Annotated in this window: 14 protein-coding genes; 13 read left to right on the top strand and 1 reads right to left on the bottom strand. The window is 66.3% G+C overall.

Features of this window, described 5'->3' with window-relative positions; translation table 11 throughout:
- Position 1: 1 nt before the first annotated feature.
- The 8 genes from C7H85_RS00365 (at position 2) to C7H85_RS00330 (ending at position 10226) form a co-directional block, all read left to right on the top strand.
- Entirely contained in the window at positions 2-964 is a 963-nt protein-coding gene (locus C7H85_RS00365) for an ABC transporter permease (protein WP_106727747.1), read from the top strand.
- Entirely contained in the window at positions 948-1841 is an 894-nt protein-coding gene (gene sapC / locus C7H85_RS00360; protein WP_106727746.1) for a putrescine export ABC transporter permease SapC, read from the top strand. The genes C7H85_RS00365 and sapC overlap by 17 nt, the downstream gene beginning before the upstream one ends.
- Positions 1841-2845: a peptide ABC transporter ATP-binding protein gene (locus C7H85_RS00355; protein WP_106727745.1), complete on the top strand. Its 1005-nt coding sequence runs from the start codon at positions 1841-1843 to the stop codon at positions 2843-2845. The genes sapC and C7H85_RS00355 overlap by 1 nt, the downstream gene beginning before the upstream one ends.
- The gene (locus C7H85_RS00350; protein ID WP_106727744.1) at positions 2842-3639 is read left to right on the top strand and encodes a peptide ABC transporter ATP-binding protein; all 798 of its coding nucleotides are present in this window, start codon (positions 2842-2844) and stop codon (positions 3637-3639) included. Before C7H85_RS00355 ends, C7H85_RS00350 begins: the two co-directional genes overlap by 4 nt.
- A gap of 259 nt (positions 3640-3898) precedes the next feature.
- Positions 3899-5062, top strand: coding sequence for an efflux RND transporter periplasmic adaptor subunit (locus C7H85_RS00345; RefSeq protein ID WP_106727743.1), 1164 nt, complete (start codon positions 3899-3901; stop codon positions 5060-5062).
- 10 nt (positions 5063-5072) lie between these two features.
- Complete coding sequence (locus C7H85_RS00340; protein ID WP_106727742.1) at positions 5073-8231, top strand: efflux RND transporter permease subunit; 3159 nt, start codon at positions 5073-5075, stop codon at positions 8229-8231.
- Positions 8224-9621: an efflux transporter outer membrane subunit gene (locus C7H85_RS00335; protein ID WP_106727741.1), complete on the top strand. Its 1398-nt coding sequence runs from the start codon at positions 8224-8226 to the stop codon at positions 9619-9621. The genes C7H85_RS00340 and C7H85_RS00335 overlap by 8 nt, the downstream gene beginning before the upstream one ends.
- Positions 9621-10226 carry a TetR/AcrR family transcriptional regulator gene (locus tag C7H85_RS00330; protein ID WP_106727740.1) on the top strand — a complete coding sequence of 202 codons (606 nt, stop codon included), beginning with the start codon at positions 9621-9623 and terminating at the stop codon, positions 10224-10226. Before C7H85_RS00335 ends, C7H85_RS00330 begins: the two co-directional genes overlap by 1 nt.
- Before the next feature lie 14 nt (positions 10227-10240).
- Here the strand turns inward: C7H85_RS00330 and miaE are convergent, their stop codons facing one another.
- Positions 10241-11005 carry a tRNA isopentenyl-2-thiomethyl-A-37 hydroxylase MiaE gene (miaE, locus tag C7H85_RS00325; RefSeq protein ID WP_245879521.1) on the bottom strand — a complete coding sequence of 255 codons (765 nt, stop codon included), beginning with the start codon at positions 11003-11005 and terminating at the stop codon, positions 10241-10243.
- 145 nt (positions 11006-11150) lie between these two features.
- Between miaE and C7H85_RS00320 the strand changes: the two genes are divergently transcribed.
- The 5 genes from C7H85_RS00320 to rbsB all read left to right on the top strand — a co-directional run bounded on the left by C7H85_RS00320 (position 11151) and on the right by rbsB (position 16153).
- Complete coding sequence (locus C7H85_RS00320) at positions 11151-12167, top strand: GGDEF domain-containing protein (RefSeq protein ID WP_158260042.1); 1017 nt, start codon at positions 11151-11153, stop codon at positions 12165-12167.
- A gap of 177 nt (positions 12168-12344) precedes the next feature.
- Entirely contained in the window at positions 12345-12764 is a 420-nt protein-coding gene (rbsD, locus tag C7H85_RS00315) for a D-ribose pyranase (RefSeq protein ID WP_106727737.1), read from the top strand.
- 7 nt (positions 12765-12771) lie between these two features.
- A complete protein-coding gene (rbsA, locus tag C7H85_RS00310; protein WP_210433523.1) occupies positions 12772-14274 on the top strand; it encodes a ribose ABC transporter ATP-binding protein RbsA in 1503 nt (500 codons plus the stop codon).
- The gene (rbsC, locus tag C7H85_RS00305; RefSeq protein ID WP_106727736.1) at positions 14271-15239 is read left to right on the top strand and encodes a ribose ABC transporter permease; all 969 of its coding nucleotides are present in this window, start codon (positions 14271-14273) and stop codon (positions 15237-15239) included. The genes rbsA and rbsC overlap by 4 nt, the downstream gene beginning before the upstream one ends.
- Positions 15240-15271: 32 nt before the next feature.
- On the top strand, positions 15272-16153 hold the full coding sequence (rbsB, locus tag C7H85_RS00300) for a ribose ABC transporter substrate-binding protein RbsB (RefSeq protein ID WP_106727735.1): 882 nt from the start codon (positions 15272-15274) through the stop codon (positions 16151-16153).
- The last annotated feature ends 81 nt before the right edge of the window (positions 16154-16234 follow it).

The raw sequence follows: 16234 nt of genomic DNA, 5'->3' as shown, positions 1-16234 counted from the left end.
GATGCTGGTCTACCTGTTGCGCCGCCTCAACCTGCTGTTCTCCACCCTGCTGGTACTCACCCTGATCGCCTACGGCCTGGAGCGCAACCTGCTCACCGACAACAGCGGCGACTTCTGGTCCGGCTACCTGGTGTTCGTCGGCCAGCTGCTGGCCGGGGACTTCGGCATTTCCAGCGCCACCGGCATGCCGGTGCTGGGCGCGTTGGGCCAGTACTTTCCCGCCACCCTGGAGCTGTGCCTGGCGGCCTTCCTCATTTCGCTGATCGTAGGCGTGCCCATCGGCACCCTCGCCGCCCTGCGCCAGGGCCGCTGGCAGGACACCCTGATCCTCACCGGCACCCTGGTGGGCTATTCGGTGCCGGTGTTCTGGCTGGGGCTGCTGCTGGTGATGTTCTTTTCGCTCAACCTGGGCTGGCTGCCGGTCTCGGGCCAGCTCAGCCTGCTGTACGACGTCAGGCCGGTCACCGGTATCATGGTGATCGACTCGCTGCTGACCGACAGCCGCTACCGCTGGCCGGCCTTTGTCGACGCCCTCAGGCACCTGGTGCTGCCCGCCCTGGTACTGGCCATAGTGCCGACCACCGAGGTGATCCGCCAGATCCGCAGCGCCCTGCTGGAAGTGCTGAAGCAGAACTACATCCGCGCCGCCCTGACCAAGGGCCTGAGCGAAACCCAGGTGATACTGCGCCACGGCCTGCGCAACGCCTTTCCCATGACCATTCCCACCCTGGGACTGCAGCTCGGCACCGTGCTCACCTCGGCGATGATGACCGAAATCGTGTTCGACTGGCCCGGCCTGGGCCGCTGGCTGATCACCAGCATCGCGCTGCAGGATTATGCTGCCATCAAGGGCGGCACCCTGGCCATCGCTACCTTCACCATCGTCGCCAGCGTGACGGTGGATATCCTCTCCACCCTGATCTACCCCACCAGGAGGAAAGCCCTTTATGCCAAGCAGGGCTAACATTTATCCGGAAATCCGGGTGCGCTCGCCGCTGGAGCAGGCCTGGCAGCTGTTTCGCCGGAACACCCTGGCGATGACCGGCCTGTGGGGGCTGGGGCTGCTGGTGCTGCTGACCCTGTTCGGCCCCTGGCTGGCGCCCTACCATCCCTACGAGCAGTTCAATCAGGCGCTGCTGCTGCCGCCGTCCTGGTCGGATCAGGGCAATATCGACTTCTTCCTCGGTACCGACGATCTGGGGCGCGACCTGCTGTCGCGGCTGATCGCCGGTGCCCGGCTGACCTTCGGCAACGGGGTGCTGGTGGTGCTGGTAGCCCTGCTGGCAGGGGGCGGCATCGGCATCCTCGGCGGCATGAGCAAGGGGCTCCAGTCGAGTATCCTCAATCACCTGCTCGATACCCTGCTGTCCATTCCCTCGCTGCTGCTGGCCATCATCTTCGTGGCCTTTCTCGGGCCCGGCCTGTACAACACCCTGCTGGCCATCACCCTGGCGCAGATCCCGCAGTTTGTGCGGGCCATCTACAACGCGGTGTCGGCGGAGATGCAGAAGGAATACATCACCGCCCTGCGCCTCGATGGCGCCAACCGCTGGCGTATACTCAGGTTTGGGGTACTGCCCAACCTGAGCGACCCCATCGTCAGCCAGACCACCCGGGGGCTGTCGGCGGCCATCCTGGACATCACCGCCGTGGGCTTTCTCGGCCTGGGGGCCCAGCCGCCGCGCCCGGAATGGGGCGCCATGCTGTCGGACGCCATGGAGCTGGTATACCTGGCGCCCTGGACCGTGACCCTGCCGGGCCTGGCCATCCTGCTCAGCGTGCTGGTGATCAACATGGTGGGCGAGGGCCTGCGCCAGGCCATCAACGAGGTAATGAACTGATGCCGCTGCTGGACATTCGCAACCTGACCATCGAAATCGACACGCCCCAGGGCATGGTCAAGGCGGTGGACAAATTCAGCCTGACCCTGGCGGACGGCGAGATCCGCGGCCTGGTGGGCGAATCGGGCTCGGGCAAGAGCCTGGTGGCCCAGACCATCGTCGGCATCGAAAAGGACACCTGGCGGGTCACCGCCGATCGCATGTATCTCGACAACATCGATCTGCAGAGCCTGTCGCCCAAGGAGCGGCGGCGCATCATGGGGCGGGACATCGCCATGGTGTTCCAGGAGCCCTCCAGCTGCCTGGATCCGTCGGAAAAGATCTGCGCCCAGCTGGAAGAGGCCATTCCCGACCGGGCCTTCCAGGGCAAGTGGTGGCAACGCTGGCAGTGGCGCCGCAAGCAGGCCGTCGGCCTGCTGCACCGGGTCGGCATCCGCGATCACAAGACGGTGATGAACGCCTACCCCTACCAGCTCTCCGAGGGGGTGTGCCAGAAGGTGATGATCGCCATGGCCATCGCCAACCAGCCCAAGCTGCTGGTGGCGGACGAGCCCACCAACGCCATGGAGGCCACCAACCAGGCGCAGATATTGCGGTTGCTGGAGCGGGTGAACAAGCTCTCGGGCACCACCATACTGCTGATCAGCACCGACATGACCGCCATCGCCCGGCTGACCCACAACATCACCATCATGTACTGCGGCCAGACGGTGGAGTCCGGCAGCCGGGAGCAGATCCTGCAACGGCCCCACCATCCCTATACCGCCGCCCTGCTGCAGATGATGCCGGATCTGGACGGCAGCCTGCCGCACAAGTCCCGGCTCAGCACCCTGCCGGGGGTAATACCGCCGTTGCAGAATCTGCCCATCGGCTGCCGGCTGGGGCCCCGCTGCCCCAACGCCCAGAAGCAGTGCGTGATCACCCCGCCCCTGGCCAAGGTGAAGGGCCATATCTACTACTGCCATTTCCCGCTCAATATGCAGAAGAAGGGTAAACCGCGATGAGCCAGGTGCCGCTGCTCAAGGTCGATAATCTCAGCAAGGTATTCGTCAACCAGAGCGGCCTGTTCCGCCGGGTACACAAGACCGCCTTCCACCCCCTGTCGTTCACCCTGGAGCGGGGCCAGACCCTGGCGCTGATGGGCGAAGCGGGCTCCGGCAAGAGCACCCTGGCCAAGGTGCTGGCGGGGGTGATGCCGCCGACCCAGGGCAGCATCTACATCGACGGCGAAAAGATCGAGGCCGGTGACGACAAAAAACGCTGCAAGCTGCTGCGCATGATCTTCCAGGACCCCAATACCTCGCTCAACCCGCGCAGCCGCATCGGCCAGATCCTGGAGGCGCCGCTCAGCCTCAACACCGATCTCGGCCCCGAGCAGCGGGAAGCTCTGGTCATCGACACCCTGCGCATGGTGGGCCTGCTGCCGGACCACTACCACTTCTACCCGCAGATGATCTCCACCGGCCAGAAGCAGCGGGTGGCCCTGGCCCGGGCGCTGATCCTCTCGCCTAAGATCATCGTGGCCGACGAAACCATCTCCAACCTGGACGTCTCGGTACGCTCCCAGATCATCAACCTGCTGCTCGGCCTGCAGAGCACCCTGGGGCTGTCCTACATCCTGGTGGCCAACGATCTGGGGGTGGTGCGCCATATCAGCGACCAGGTGATCCTGATGCACGAAGGCCACGTGGTGGAGGCCGGCCCCAGCCACAAGGTGCTGGCCAATCCCCAAAGCGAGCAGGGGTTGCGCCTGCTGCAAAGCTACAACAACGAATACCGCTGGCACCAGAACGACTGAGTCCTTCCCCACCGGCATCCGCACCTGATGACCCTTGCCCGAATGGCCCGCAGGCGGCCCGCCTGCCTTCGTGCGTAGCGCGCTCCGGCTTGTGCCGGCCGGGCCGGGCGCCTGCGTCGGGGCTCTATCCTGGCCGGCTGACACCAAATTGTCGCTTGAAATTGAATGAATGATCGTTCATTCTTTACGAAATGAATGATCGTTCATTCTTTGCTTCCGATTCCCGATAACCACATCCAGCATGCAAGCGAGACCCACTATGTCATTGCGCACCTTTCCGCCCCGTCTGGTCCTGGTCGGAGTGCTGTCAGGCCTCGGCCTGATGGCTTGCGACGGCCAGTCCGCCGCCCAGGCCTCCGCCCAGAGCGCCCCGCCGCCCGAGGTGGTGGTGACCACACTGCAGCCCCGGAGCCTGACCCTGACCCGGGAGCTGCCCGGCCGTACCGCCGCCTTCCTCACCGCCGAGGTGCGGCCCCAGGTGGACGGCATCGTCAAGCAACGGCTGTTTACCGAAGGCGGCCCGGTCAAGACCGGCGAACCGCTGTACCAGCTGGACGACGCCAGCTACCAGGCCGAGCTGGCCGCCGCCCGCGCCAGCCTGGCCCGGGCCGACGCCACCCTCACCTCGGCCCGGCTCAACGCCGCCCGCTCCGCCGAACTGGTGAAGATAGACGCGGTCAGCCGCCAGGACAACGAAACCGCCGTCGCTACCCTGCGTCAAGCCGAGGCCGATCTCGCCGCCGCCCAGGCCACCCTGCGCAGCGCCCAGATCCGGGTCGACTACGCCCGTATCACGTCCCCTATCGACGGCCGCATCGGCAAGTCCGCGGTCACCCAGGGCGCCCTGGTCACCGCCAACCAGGCCGAGGCCCTGGCCACGGTCCAGCAGCTGGATCCCATCTACGTCGACCTGACCCAGTCCAGCAGCGAACTGCTCCGGCTGCGCCGGGAGCTGGCCGCCGGCACCCTCAGCACCACCGACGACGTGCCGGTGACCATAGTGCTGGAAGACGGCACTCCCTACCAACACCAGGGCCGGCTGGCGTTCAGCGAAGCCACCGTCGACGAAAGCACCGGCAGCTTCCTGCTGCGGGTGGAAGTGCCCAATCCGGATCAGCTGCTGCTGCCGGGCATGTATGTACGCGCCGAGCTCGGCCGGGGCGAGCGGGCCGATGCCTTGCTGGTACCCCAGCAAGGCATCGCCCGGGATCCCAAGGGCAACGCCTCCGCCCTGGTGGTCAACGGCGACAACCTGGTCGAACAGCGGACGGTGGAAGTGAGCCGGACCCTGGGCGATCAATGGCTGCTGGAAGGTGGGCTGGAAGCGGGCGACCGGGTGATCATCGAAGGCCTGCAGAAAGTCCGGCCCGGCGCCGAAGTGCGCGTGATCGAAGCCGAACACGCCGGCGACCACCAGTCTTAAGGAGATCCCCATGGCCCGTTTCTTTATCGATCGCCCCATCTTCGCCTGGGTGATCGCCATCATCATCATGCTGGCGGGGGCGCTGTCCATCAGCCAGCTGCCGATCTCCCAGTACCCGACCATAGCGCCGCCGGCGGTGACCATCGACGCCACCTACCCGGGCGCCTCCGCCAAGGTGGTGGAAGACTCGGTGACCCAGATCATCGAGCAGAACATGAAGGGGCTGGACGGCCTGCTGTACATGTCCGCCACCAGCCAGGCCAGCGGCCGCGCCTCGCTCACCCTGACCTTCGAGAATGGGGTGGATCCGGACATCGCCCAGGTACAGGTGCAGAACAAGCTGCAGCTGGCCATGCCACTGCTGCCCCAGGCCGTACAGAGCCAGGGGGTGGAAGTCAGCAAGTCGAGCAGCGGCTTTCTGATGGTGCTCGGCTTCGTGTCGGAAGACGGCAGCATGGAAAAGGACGATATCGCCGATTACATCAACGCCAACCTGGTCGACCCGCTGAGCCGGGTACCCGGGGTGGGCTCGCTGCAGGTGTTCGGCTCCGAATACGCCATGCGCATCTGGCTGGATCCGAACAAGCTCGACACCTATTCGCTGTCCACCGACGAGGTGATCGCCGCCATCCAGGCGCAAAACGCCCAGGTGGCCGTAGGCCAGCTCGGCGGCGCCCCGGCGGTGCCGGGCCAGCAACTCAACGCCACCATCACCGCCCAGGACCGGCTGCAGACCCCGGAGCAGTTTCGCAACATCGTGCTGCGCAGCAACGCCGACGGCTCCAGCCTGACCCTGGCCGACGTGGCCCGGGTAGAGCTGGGCGCCGAAAACTACGACTTCATCAGCCGCTATAACGGCAAGCCCGCCGCCGGGGTGGCGGTGTCGCTCGCCACCGGCGCCAACGCCCTGGATACCGCCGCCGGCGTGGTACAGACCCTGGAACAGCTGGAGCAATTCTTCCCCGCCGGCATGACTTCGGTGGTGCCCTACGACACCACCCCCTTCGTCAAGGTCTCCATCGAAGGGGTGATCCACACCCTGATCGAAGCCATCGTGCTGGTGTTCCTGGTGATGTACCTGTTCCTGCAGAACTTCCGTGCCACCCTGATCCCCACCATCGCCGTGCCGGTGGTGCTGCTCGGCACCTTCGGGATACTGGCCGCGCTCGGCTTCTCCATCAACATGCTGACCATGTTCGCCATGGTGCTGGCCATCGGCCTGCTGGTGGACGACGCCATCGTGGTGGTGGAGAACGTCGAGCGGATCATGAGCGAGGAAGGGCTGTCGCCGCTGGAGGCGACCCGCAAGTCGATGGACCAGATCACCGGCGCCCTGGTGGGCATCGGCCTGGTGCTGTCGGCGGTGTTCGTGCCCATGGCCTTCCTCGGCGGCTCCACCGGGGTCATTTACCGGCAGTTCTCCGCCACCATCGTCTCGGCCATGGCGCTGTCGGTGCTGGTGGCCATCGTGCTGACCCCGGCGCTGTGCGCCACCATGCTCAAACCGCTGAAGAAGGGCGAGCATCACGGCACCACCGGCTTTTTCGGCTGGTTCAACCGCAACTTCGATCGCGCCAGCGGCAAGTACCAGGGCGGCGTGCACGGCGTGGTGACCCGCGGCAAGCGCTTCATGCTGATCTTCCTGGCCCTGGCGGCGGTAATGGTGGTGCTGTTCCTGCGCCTGCCCAGCGCCTTCCTGCCACCGGAAGATCAGGGCATCCTGTTCGCCCAGGTACAGGCACCGGTCGGCGCCACCCAGGAGCGGACCATGGCGTCGATCATGAAGCTGGAAGACCACTTCCTGGAAAATGAGAAAGAGGCGGTGTCCTCGGTGTTCAGCGTGCAGGGCTTCAGCTTCGGCGGTACCGGCCAGAACATGGGCCTGGCCTTTATCAAGCTCAAGGACTGGTCCGAGCGGGAAAGCGAGGAGCTTAGCGTGAACGCGGTGGCCGGCCGGGCCATGGCCGCACTCGGCCAGTTCAAGGACGCCATGGCCTTCGCCTTCGCCCCCCCGGCCATGCCGGAGCTGGGCACCTCGGGCGGCTTCGTGTTCTACCTGAAGGACAACGCCGGCCTGGGCCACGACGCCCTGGTGAACGCCCGCAACCAGCTGCTGGGCATGGCTGGCGAAAGCCCGCTGCTCACCGGCGTGCGCCCCAACGGCATGAACGACACCCCCCAGTTCCGCCTCGATATCGATCAGCGCAAGGCCGGCGCCCTGGGGCTGTCGATGGCGGACATCAACGCCACCCTGTCCACCGCCTGGGGCGGCAGCTATATCGATGACTTCATCGACCGGGGCCGGGTCAAGAAGGTGTACCTGCAGGCCGACGCCCCCTTCCGCATGGTGCCGGAAGACTTCGACCGCTGGTCGGTACGCAACGGCGCCGGCGAGATGGTGCCCTTCTCCGCCTTCGCCAGCTCCCACTGGGACTACGGCTCGCCGCGGCTGGAGCGCTACAACGGCGTGCCCGCCATGGAGATCAACGGCGAAGCCGCCGCCGGCGTCAGCTCCGGCGAGGCCATGCTGGAGGTGGAACGCCTGGTGAGCCAGTTGCCCGCCGGCATCGGCATGGAATGGAGCGGGCTGTCCTACCAGGAGCGCCAGGCCGGCTCCCAGACGCCGATGCTGTACAGCCTGTCGCTGCTGGTGGTGTTCCTGTGCCTGGCCGCCCTCTATGAAAGCTGGACGGTGCCCACCGCCGTGCTGCTGGTCGCCCCCCTGGGCATCCTCGGCACCGTGCTGGCCGCCAGCCTGATGGGCATGGAGCGGGACGTCTACTTCCAGGTGGCCATGCTCACCACGGTGGGCCTGACCAGCAAGAACGCCATCCTGATCGTGGAATTCGCCAAGGAAAACCTGGAGAAACACGGCCTGGGCCTGGTCCAGGCCACCATGACGGCGGTGCGCGACCGGCTGCGCCCGATACTGATGACCTCCCTGGCCTTCGGCCTGGGGGTGCTGCCCCTGGCCCTCGCCGGCGGCGCCGGCTCCGGCGCCCAGAACGCCATCGGCACCGGGGTGCTGGGCGGCATGCTGGCCGGTACCCTGCTGGGGCTGTTCTTCATCCCGTTATTCTTTGTGGTGGTGCAGCGGCTGTTCGGCCGCAAACAACAAGCCGCCACCGTCGACGCTGCGCCGCAGCCAGGAGAGACCCAATATGACTAAACCCGTGCTGACCGGCCTGGCGCTGGCCACCGGCCTGTTGTTGTCCGGCTGTGCCAGCCTGGCGCCGGCGGTGCCGGCCGCCAACCCGCAACTGGCGGCCGACTGGCCCATTCCCGCCGCCACCCACGGCGGAGACACCGCGGTGGCCGACATCGGCTGGCGCGACTTCTTCACCGATCCGCGCCTGGAAAGCCTGATCGAACAGGCGCTGACCAACAACCGGGATCTGCGGGTCGCCCTGCTCAACGTGGAAAAGGCCCGCGCCCAGTACCGTATCGAACGCGCCGACCGGCTGCCGTCCGTCGCCGCCAGCGGCGGCCTGGAGCGGGGCCGGCTGACCACCACCAACGGGGTGACCGATCAGTACAGCGCCAGCCTGGGCATCGCCGAGTTCGAACTGGACCTGTTCGGCCGGGTGCGCAACCTGAGCGAGGCGTCGCTGAACCAGTACCTGGCCCAGGAAGAGGCGCGCCGCGCCGCCCAGCTCAGCCTGGTGGCGGAAGTGGCCAACGCCTACCTGACCCTGGCCGCCGATCGTCGGCTGGTGCAGCTGGCCGAGGACACCTTCGACAACCGGCAGCGGGCGCTGGAGCTGAGCGAGCGGCGCCACCAGTTGGGTGCCGTGTCCGGGCTGGATCTGAGCCAGGCCCAGACCTCGGTGGAAACCGCCCGCGCCGATCTGGCCGGGTTCCGCGGGCAGGTGGCCCAGGACATCAACGCCCTCACCCTGCTGGTGGGGGCGCCGATAGCGCCCGAATTGCTGCCCGAGGAGGTGGCGTTCGAGGTGAGCGGCCTGCAACCGCTGCCCGCCGGGCTGCCTTCCGAGGTACTGTTGCGCCGGCCCGACGTGCAGCAGGCGGAATACGCCCTGCAGGCGGCCAGCGCCAATATCGGTGCCGCCCGGGCCGCCTTCTTCCCCTCGATCCGGCTGACCGGCAGCATCGGCACCGCCAGCAGCGAGCTGGATAGCCTGTTCGACGGCGGTACCCGCATCTGGAGCTTCATGCCCCAGCTGAGCCTGCCCATCTTCCAGGGCGGCGGCCTGCGCGCCGCCCTGGGCATGGCCCGGGCGGAGCGGGATATCGCCCTCGCCGACTATGAAAACGCCATCCAGAGCGGCTTTCGCGAGGTGGCCGACGCCCTGGTGCTGACCGGCAGCCTGGCCGAGCAGCAGGCGTCGCAGCAGGCGCTGGTAGCCGCCGCCGGCCGGGCCGAGCAGCTGTCCCGCGCCCGTTACGACGCCGGCCGGGACAGCTACCTGGTGCTGCTCGACGCCGAGCGGACCCTGTACCAGGCCGAGCAGGCGCTGATCAATACCCGGCTGGCGGAGCAGAGCAACCGCGTCAACCTGTACAAGGCGCTGGGCGGCGGCTGGCAAGCGGTGGACTGATGAAATCGGCGACCTCACAAGCCCGGGCCCGGGAGCAGCGGACGCGCATCCTCTGCGCCGCCCGCCGCTGTTTTATCCGCCACGGCTTTCACGGCGCCAGCATGGCCGAGCTGGCCAGGGAAGCGCAGATGAGCCCGGGGCTGATCTACCGTTATTTCGATAACAAGCACCACCTGGTGCTGGCGATCATCGCCCAGCAACTGCAGCGGGTGCGGGAAGACATCGGCCAGTTGCACGGCGGGGCCGAGCTGCTGCTGCCGGTGTTCATGGACGCCCTCGGCGGCGCCCCCTGCCGCCCCGACGGCATGAACCCCTCGCTGTTTCTGGAGCTTTCCGCCGAGGCCTCGCGCGATCTGGCCGTGGCCGCCGCGGTGCGGGCCTCGGATCGTACCCTGCGCCAGGAATTCACCCGGTGGCTGACCCGCCCCCGGGAGCAGGGCGGCCTGGCCCTGCCCGCCGAACGCGCCGGCCGGGTGATGCTGATGATCCAGTGCCTGTGGGAGGGCATGGTGGTGCGCCGCAGCCGCGAGCCCGACCTGGATGCGGCGCAGCTGAAAGCCGGGCTGGAGCTGCTGCTGCCGCTGTTGCTGCAACCCGCGCCATAGGGCCCCGACGCGGCTCAGTGGCTCCCGGTGGGCACCCCGCTGTGAAAGCGGAGCTGGTCATCCGGCGAGGTGATGAGCTCCGCCTCCCTTGCCCCGAAAAACGCCACCCGATCATCGATGCTCCGCCCCGCATAGTCCCGCGCCAGGCCCAGGTAATCCTGGTAGTGGCGCGCCTCCGAGCGCAGCAGCGACAGGTAGAAGCGGGCCAACTCGTCGTCCAGCCAGGGCGCCAGCCGGGCGAAACGCTCGCAGGAGCGCGCCTCTATGTAGGCGCCGATGATCAGCCGGTCGACGATGGCCGCCGGTTCATGGGTGCGCACATGCCGCAACAGCCCGCCGGCGTAGCGGGAGGCGGACAGGGTGGCGTAGGCAATGTCCCGCGCGGCCATGATCTCCAGCACCTGCTCGAAGTGGTGCAGCTCTTCCTGGATGAGCCGTACCATCTTCACCAGCAGTTCGTTCTTGGCCAGCTCGTCGAACACCCGCCGGTTGTCTTCGGTCAGGGCCTGCTTGCCCAGCACCTCACCCTTCTCCGGCAGGGCGTCGAGCGATTTGTAGAAATCAAGGTTGGGCAACAGCTTGCGCTTGTCCTTCGGCAGGCAATAGCGGCGCACCAGACGGTGGGCGCTCATCGCCGCCTTCATCTCGCAGTTGGCGTGATCCACCAGCAGCGCGGCCAGGTGCTCGGGCTTGCGCGCCTCGGCCAGCCATTCGTCGGGCGTGGCACAATGCAGAAAACCAAGGATGGGGGCCAATAACTGGCTAAACTCTGTATTCAAGGGACTGGATTCCAAAAATAATAACCCGTGCAGGGGTGGCAGGTGGCGATGTTATTGATTGATGCAGTTTATCAATTCGATTCGGTGGCGGCAGCCCCAAAATGCAGGGTTCCGGCCCGATGGTTCCTGCAGGCAGGGAACGCCGATGAAAAGTGATGCCGAGCTGGAGCGGTTGCGCTCGGTCGAGAGTACCCTGCAGCTGGCACTCGATATCGTCAGCGACGGCATCTGGGAATGGGACCGGCTCACCGGCACTGTGAAACGCAGCGCCCGCTGGTACCTGATGCTGGGCTACGAGCCCTTCAGCCTGCCGGAAACGGTGGACACCTGGCTCAACCTGATCCATCCCGACGACCACCCGGCCACCATGGCCGCCATGCAGCGCTATCTCGACGGCGAGGCCTCCCTGTTCAGTGCCCGTTACCGCTTCCGCAGGGCCGACGGCCACTATATCTGGCTGCACGACCAGGCCAGGTTCGTGGAATACGACCAGCACGGCGAGCCCATCCGCATGCTGGGCGCCCATCAGGACATCCACCGGCAGGTACAGGCCGAGGAAGAGCAACGCCGCCATCAGGCTCACCTGGAACGGCTCAACCGGGAACTGGAGCAGAAGGTCGAAGAGCGCACCCGGGCACTGGCCGACACCAATGCCGCCCTCGCCCAGCAGCTCGCCCTCTCCCGGGAGCAGGCCGGCACCGATTACCTCACCGGCCTGTACAATCGCCGCCATTTCGATCAGATCCTCAGCCAGCGCTGGCACAGGGACGAACAGCATCCGTCGGCCATCGTGCTGCTGGATCTGGACTACTTCAAGGCGGTGAACGACCGCCACGGTCACCAGACCGGCGACCGGCTGCTGCAGGCCATTCCCGAGCTGCTCCGCCCCCACCTGCGCCGCCAGGATCTGCTGGCCCGCTGGGGCGGCGAGGAATTTATCCTCTGGCTGCCCGACACCGACGCCACCGACGCCCTGCGGCTGAGCGAGCGCCTGCGCCACACCCTGGCCGAGGCCCGTTTCTGCGAGGACATCCATCTCACCGGCAGCTTCGGCGTGGCCGTCTGCCGCCCGGGCGATCTCCTGGAACAGGTGATCCAGCGTGCCGATGCCTGCCTGTACCGGGCCAAGGGGGAAAGAAACAAGGTGGTGGGGGAAGACTGACTTCCCCCCCTGACCCCGTGTTCCACTTTTTTGATCCGCCTCGCAGTTCTTCCTCCTGCTGCTAACAATATCCATGTTTTTATCTACAATCAGGCTATCGAATCGATTGCGTAACCGTTTCGTTCGCAATTTTAGGTTAACTTTCGGGCTCCTCGGCCCCTGAGACAAGGCGGTACCGTGAAGAAAACCACTCTGCTGAACAGTCATTTATCCGCGCTGGTGGCAAGCCTAGGCCACACCGACGAGATCACCCTGGCCGACGCCGGCCTGCCCATCCCCGCCGGGGTCGAGCGCATCGATCTGGCGGTCTGTCCCGGCCTGCCCGGGCTGGAAGACACCCTGGCGGCGCTGCTCACCGAGTTGCAACTGGACGCCGTACTGCTGGCGGAAAAGATCGAGAGCACGAGCCCGGAGCTGCACCGGCGGCTGCTGGAACAGGTGGCCGGGGCGGCCGAAACCCAGGGCAGGGAGATAGCGGTAAGCTATGTGACGCATGAGCAGTTCAAGCGGCGGAACGGCCACAGCCGGGCGGTGGTGCGCACCGGCGAATGCACCCCCTACGCCAATATCATCCTGCGCGCCGGCGTGCCCTTCTGAGGTGATCATGGAACCCATACTGTCCCTTGCCGGTATCGACAAGGCCTTTCCCGGGGTCAAGGCGCTGGATCAGGCCGGGCTCAACGTCTATCCGGGCCAGGTGATGGCGCTGATGGGCGAAAACGGCGCCGGCAAGTCCACCCTGATGAAGGTGCTGACCGGCATCTACCCGCTGGACGCGGGTGAGATCCGCTACCGGGGCCGGCCTTGCCGTTTCCGTGGGCCGCGCGAATCCCAGCAGGCGGGCATCGGCATCATCCACCAGGAGCTGAACCTGTTACCCGAGCTGACCATTGCCGAGAACATCTTCCTCGGCCGCGAGCCGGTCAACGCGGTCGGAAAAATAGACTGGCGCCGGCTCTATGCCGACGCCCAGCAGTTACTGGACCGGCTGCAGATCCGCCACTCCCCCAAGACCCGGGTCGGCGACTTGAGCATCGGTGCCCAGCAGATGGTGGAGATCGCCAAGGCGCTGTCGTTCGAGGCGGCCGTCATCATCATGGACGAGCCCACCGACGCCCTCACCGATACCGAAACCCGGGCCCTGTTCCGGGTGATTGAAGAGTTGCGCCAGGCCGGTTGCGGCATCGTCTATATCTCCCATCGCCTCAAGGAGATCTTCGAGATCTGCGACCGGGTGACGGTGCTGCGCGACGGCAAGTGGATCGGCGAGGAGGCGGTGGCGGACATCGACGAGGACCGCCTTATCGAGATGATGGTGGGCCGGCGGCTGGACGAGCAGTACCCGCGCCTGGCCGTGCCGCCGGGGCCGGTGGTGCTGGAAGTGGGCGGCTTGTGCGGCGCCGGGGTGAAGGACGCGGGTTTCTCCCTGCGCCAGGGCGAGATCCTCGGCTTTTCCGGGCTGATGGGCGCCGGCCGTACCGAGCTGATGAAACTGTTGTGCGGCGCCCTGCCCCGCACCGCCGGCAGCGTGCGGCTGGCGGGCAGGCCCTATCATGCCAAAACACCCCAACAGGGGCTGGCGGCGGGCATTGCCTATATTTCGGAAGACCGCAAGGGCGACGGTCTCATCCTGGGGCTGTCGGTCAAGGTCAACATGAGCCTGTCGGCCCTGGCCGAACTCAGCCGGGGGCCGCAGCTCGATCACGACGCCGAGTGCACCGCGGTGGACGACTTCATCCGGCTGTTCAACATCAAGACCCCGGGCCGGGAGCAGCTGATCGGCAACCTCTCCGGCGGCAACCAGCAGAAGGTGGCCATCGCCAAGGGACTGATGACCCGACCCAAGGTGCTGATCCTGGACGAGCCCACCCGCGGCGTGGATGTCGGCGCCAGGAAGGAAATCTATCAGCTTATCAACCGATTCAAACAGGAAGGCATGGCCATTCTGCTGGTGTCATCCGACATGCCGGAAGTATTGGGCATCTCGGACCGTATTCTGGTGATGCGCGAAGGCCGCATCAATGGCGAATTCCCGGCCCTCGGGGCCACCCAGGAACAACTGCTGGCCGCCGCCGTCGGCCAGGCCCAACAAGAGGTAACCCCATGAACGCCCCTGCCCTCAATTCCGATCGCCGCTGGTTCAGCAAGGAATGGCTGATCGCCCAAAAGTCGCTGATCGCCCTGCTGGTGCTGATTACGGTGGTCTCCATGCTGAGTCCCAACTTCTTCACCCTCGACAACCTGCTCAACATACTGCGCCAGACCTCGGTCAACGCCATCATCGCCGTGGGCATGACCCTGGTGATCCTCACCGCCGGCATCGATCTCAGCGTGGGCTCGGTGCTGGCCCTGTGCGGCGCCTTCGCCGCCAGCATGGTATCGATGGAGCTGTCCATCTTCATCACCCTGCCGGCGGTGCTGCTGGCCGGTTTTGCCCTGGGCGGGGTGAGCGGCGTTATCGTTGCCAAGGGCCGGGTGCAGGCCTTTATCGCCACCCTGGTCACCATGACCCTGCTGCGCGGCGTCACCATGGTCTATACCGACGGCCGGCCCATCTCCACCGGCTTTACCGATCAGGCCGACCTCTTCGCCTGGTTCGGTACCGGCTATGTATTCGGCATTCCGGTGCCGGTGTGGCTGATGGGCATGACCTTCCTCGGCGCCTGGTATCTGCTCAACCACACCCGCTTCGGCCGCTATATCTACGCGGTGGGCGGCAACGAGGCGGCGGCGCGGCTCTCGGGCATCAACGTGGCCCGGGTCAAGATGGGGGTGTACGCCATCTGCGGCATGCTGTCGGCGCTGGCGGCCATCATCGTCACCAGCCGGCTGTCCTCGGCCCAGCCCACCGCCGGCACCACCTACGAGCTGGACGCCATCGCCGCCGTGGTGCTGGGCGGCACCAGCCTGGCCGGCGGCAAGGGCGCCATCATGGGCACCCTGATCGGCGCCTTGATCATCGGCTTTCTCAACAACGCCCTGAACCTGCTGGACGTCTCCTCCTACTACCAGATGATCGCCAAGGCCTCGGTGATCCTGCTGGCGGTGCTGGTGGACAACAAGAACAAGTAACCCTACGCAACACAAGAAAAGGAAGCCGAACCATGAAAAAACTGACCACCCTGCTGGCCACCGCGCTCGTCGGCACCACCCTGACCGCCGGCGCCTACGCCCAGGACACCCTGGCGCTGGTGATCTCCACCCTCAACAACCCCTTCTTCGTCACCATGAAGGAAGGGGCCGAGCAGAAGGCGGCCGAGCTCGGCTATAAGCTGATCGTGCTCGACTCCCAGAACGATCCCGCCAAGGAGCTGGCCAACGTGGAAGACCTGGGCGTGCGCGGCACCAAGGCGCTGCTGATCAACCCCACCGACTCCGACGCCGTGGCCAACGCCATCCGCCTGGCCAACGGTGCCGGCCTGCCGGTGCTGACCCTGGATCGCGCCGCCAGCCGGGGCGAGGTGGTGTCCCATATCGCCTCCGACAACGTGGCCGGCGGCAAGATGGCCGGTGACTTTATCGCCGACAAGGTGGGCCTCGACGCCCAGGTGATCCAGCTGGAAGGCATCGCCGGCACCAGCGCCGCCCGCGAGCGCGGCGAAGGTTTCGCCCAGGCGGTGGCCGAGCATGGCCTGACCCTGCTGGCCAGCCAGCCCGCCGACTTCGACCGCACCAAGGGCCTGAATGTGATGGAAAACCTGCTCACCGGTAACCCGGGCGTGCAGGCGGTGTTCGCCCAGAACGACGAAATGGCCCTGGGTGCCATGCGCGCCCTGCAGGCCGCCAACAAGAAAGACGTGCTGATCGTCGGCTTCGACGGCACCGAGGACGGCATCAAGGCGGTGGAAGGCGGCCGACTGGCGGCGACCATCGCCCAACAGCCCGACGCCATCGGCGCCATCGCGGTGGAAACCGCCGACAAGGTGCTCAAGGGCGAGACCGTGGCCGACCATATCCCGGTTCCGCTGCAGGTGATCAGCCAGTAAGATGGCCGGCCGGGCAAGACCTGGCCGCCCGCGCCGGAGCTGCCACGGTGGAATACCTCAGGTAGTGCACACCAGCAGGCA

It is taken from the genome of Zobellella endophytica, from assembly GCF_003012775.1.
Lineage (GTDB): Bacteria > Pseudomonadota > Gammaproteobacteria > Enterobacterales > Aeromonadaceae > Oceanimonas > Oceanimonas endophytica.
The sequence above is the reverse complement of the archived record's forward strand: the minus strand, read 5'-3'. Positions and strand labels throughout refer to the sequence as shown.

What these genes read in the sequence shown, in the direction of transcription:
- C7H85_RS00365 (WP_106727747.1), top strand. Translation starts at nt 2, where the DNA reads ATGCTGGTCTACCTGTTGCGCCGCCTCAACCTGCTGTTCTCCACCCTG.
- sapC (WP_106727746.1), top strand. Translation starts at nt 948, where the DNA reads ATGCCAAGCAGGGCTAACATTTATCCGGAAATCCGGGTGCGCTCGCCG.
- C7H85_RS00355 (WP_106727745.1), top strand. Translation starts at nt 1,841, where the DNA reads ATGCCGCTGCTGGACATTCGCAACCTGACCATCGAAATCGACACGCCC.
- C7H85_RS00350 (WP_106727744.1), top strand. Translation starts at nt 2,842, where the DNA reads ATGAGCCAGGTGCCGCTGCTCAAGGTCGATAATCTCAGCAAGGTATTC.
- C7H85_RS00345 (WP_106727743.1), top strand. Translation starts at nt 3,899, where the DNA reads ATGTCATTGCGCACCTTTCCGCCCCGTCTGGTCCTGGTCGGAGTGCTG.
- C7H85_RS00340 (WP_106727742.1), top strand. Translation starts at nt 5,073, where the DNA reads ATGGCCCGTTTCTTTATCGATCGCCCCATCTTCGCCTGGGTGATCGCC.
- C7H85_RS00335 (WP_106727741.1), top strand. Translation starts at nt 8,224, where the DNA reads ATGACTAAACCCGTGCTGACCGGCCTGGCGCTGGCCACCGGCCTGTTG.
- C7H85_RS00330 (WP_106727740.1), top strand. Translation starts at nt 9,621, where the DNA reads ATGAAATCGGCGACCTCACAAGCCCGGGCCCGGGAGCAGCGGACGCGC.
- C7H85_RS00320 (WP_158260042.1), top strand. Translation starts at nt 11,151, where the DNA reads ATGAAAAGTGATGCCGAGCTGGAGCGGTTGCGCTCGGTCGAGAGTACC.
- rbsA (WP_210433523.1), top strand. Translation starts at nt 12,772, where the DNA reads ATGGAACCCATACTGTCCCTTGCCGGTATCGACAAGGCCTTTCCCGGG.
- rbsC (WP_106727736.1), top strand. Translation starts at nt 14,271, where the DNA reads ATGAACGCCCCTGCCCTCAATTCCGATCGCCGCTGGTTCAGCAAGGAA.
- rbsB (WP_106727735.1), top strand. Translation starts at nt 15,272, where the DNA reads ATGAAAAAACTGACCACCCTGCTGGCCACCGCGCTCGTCGGCACCACC.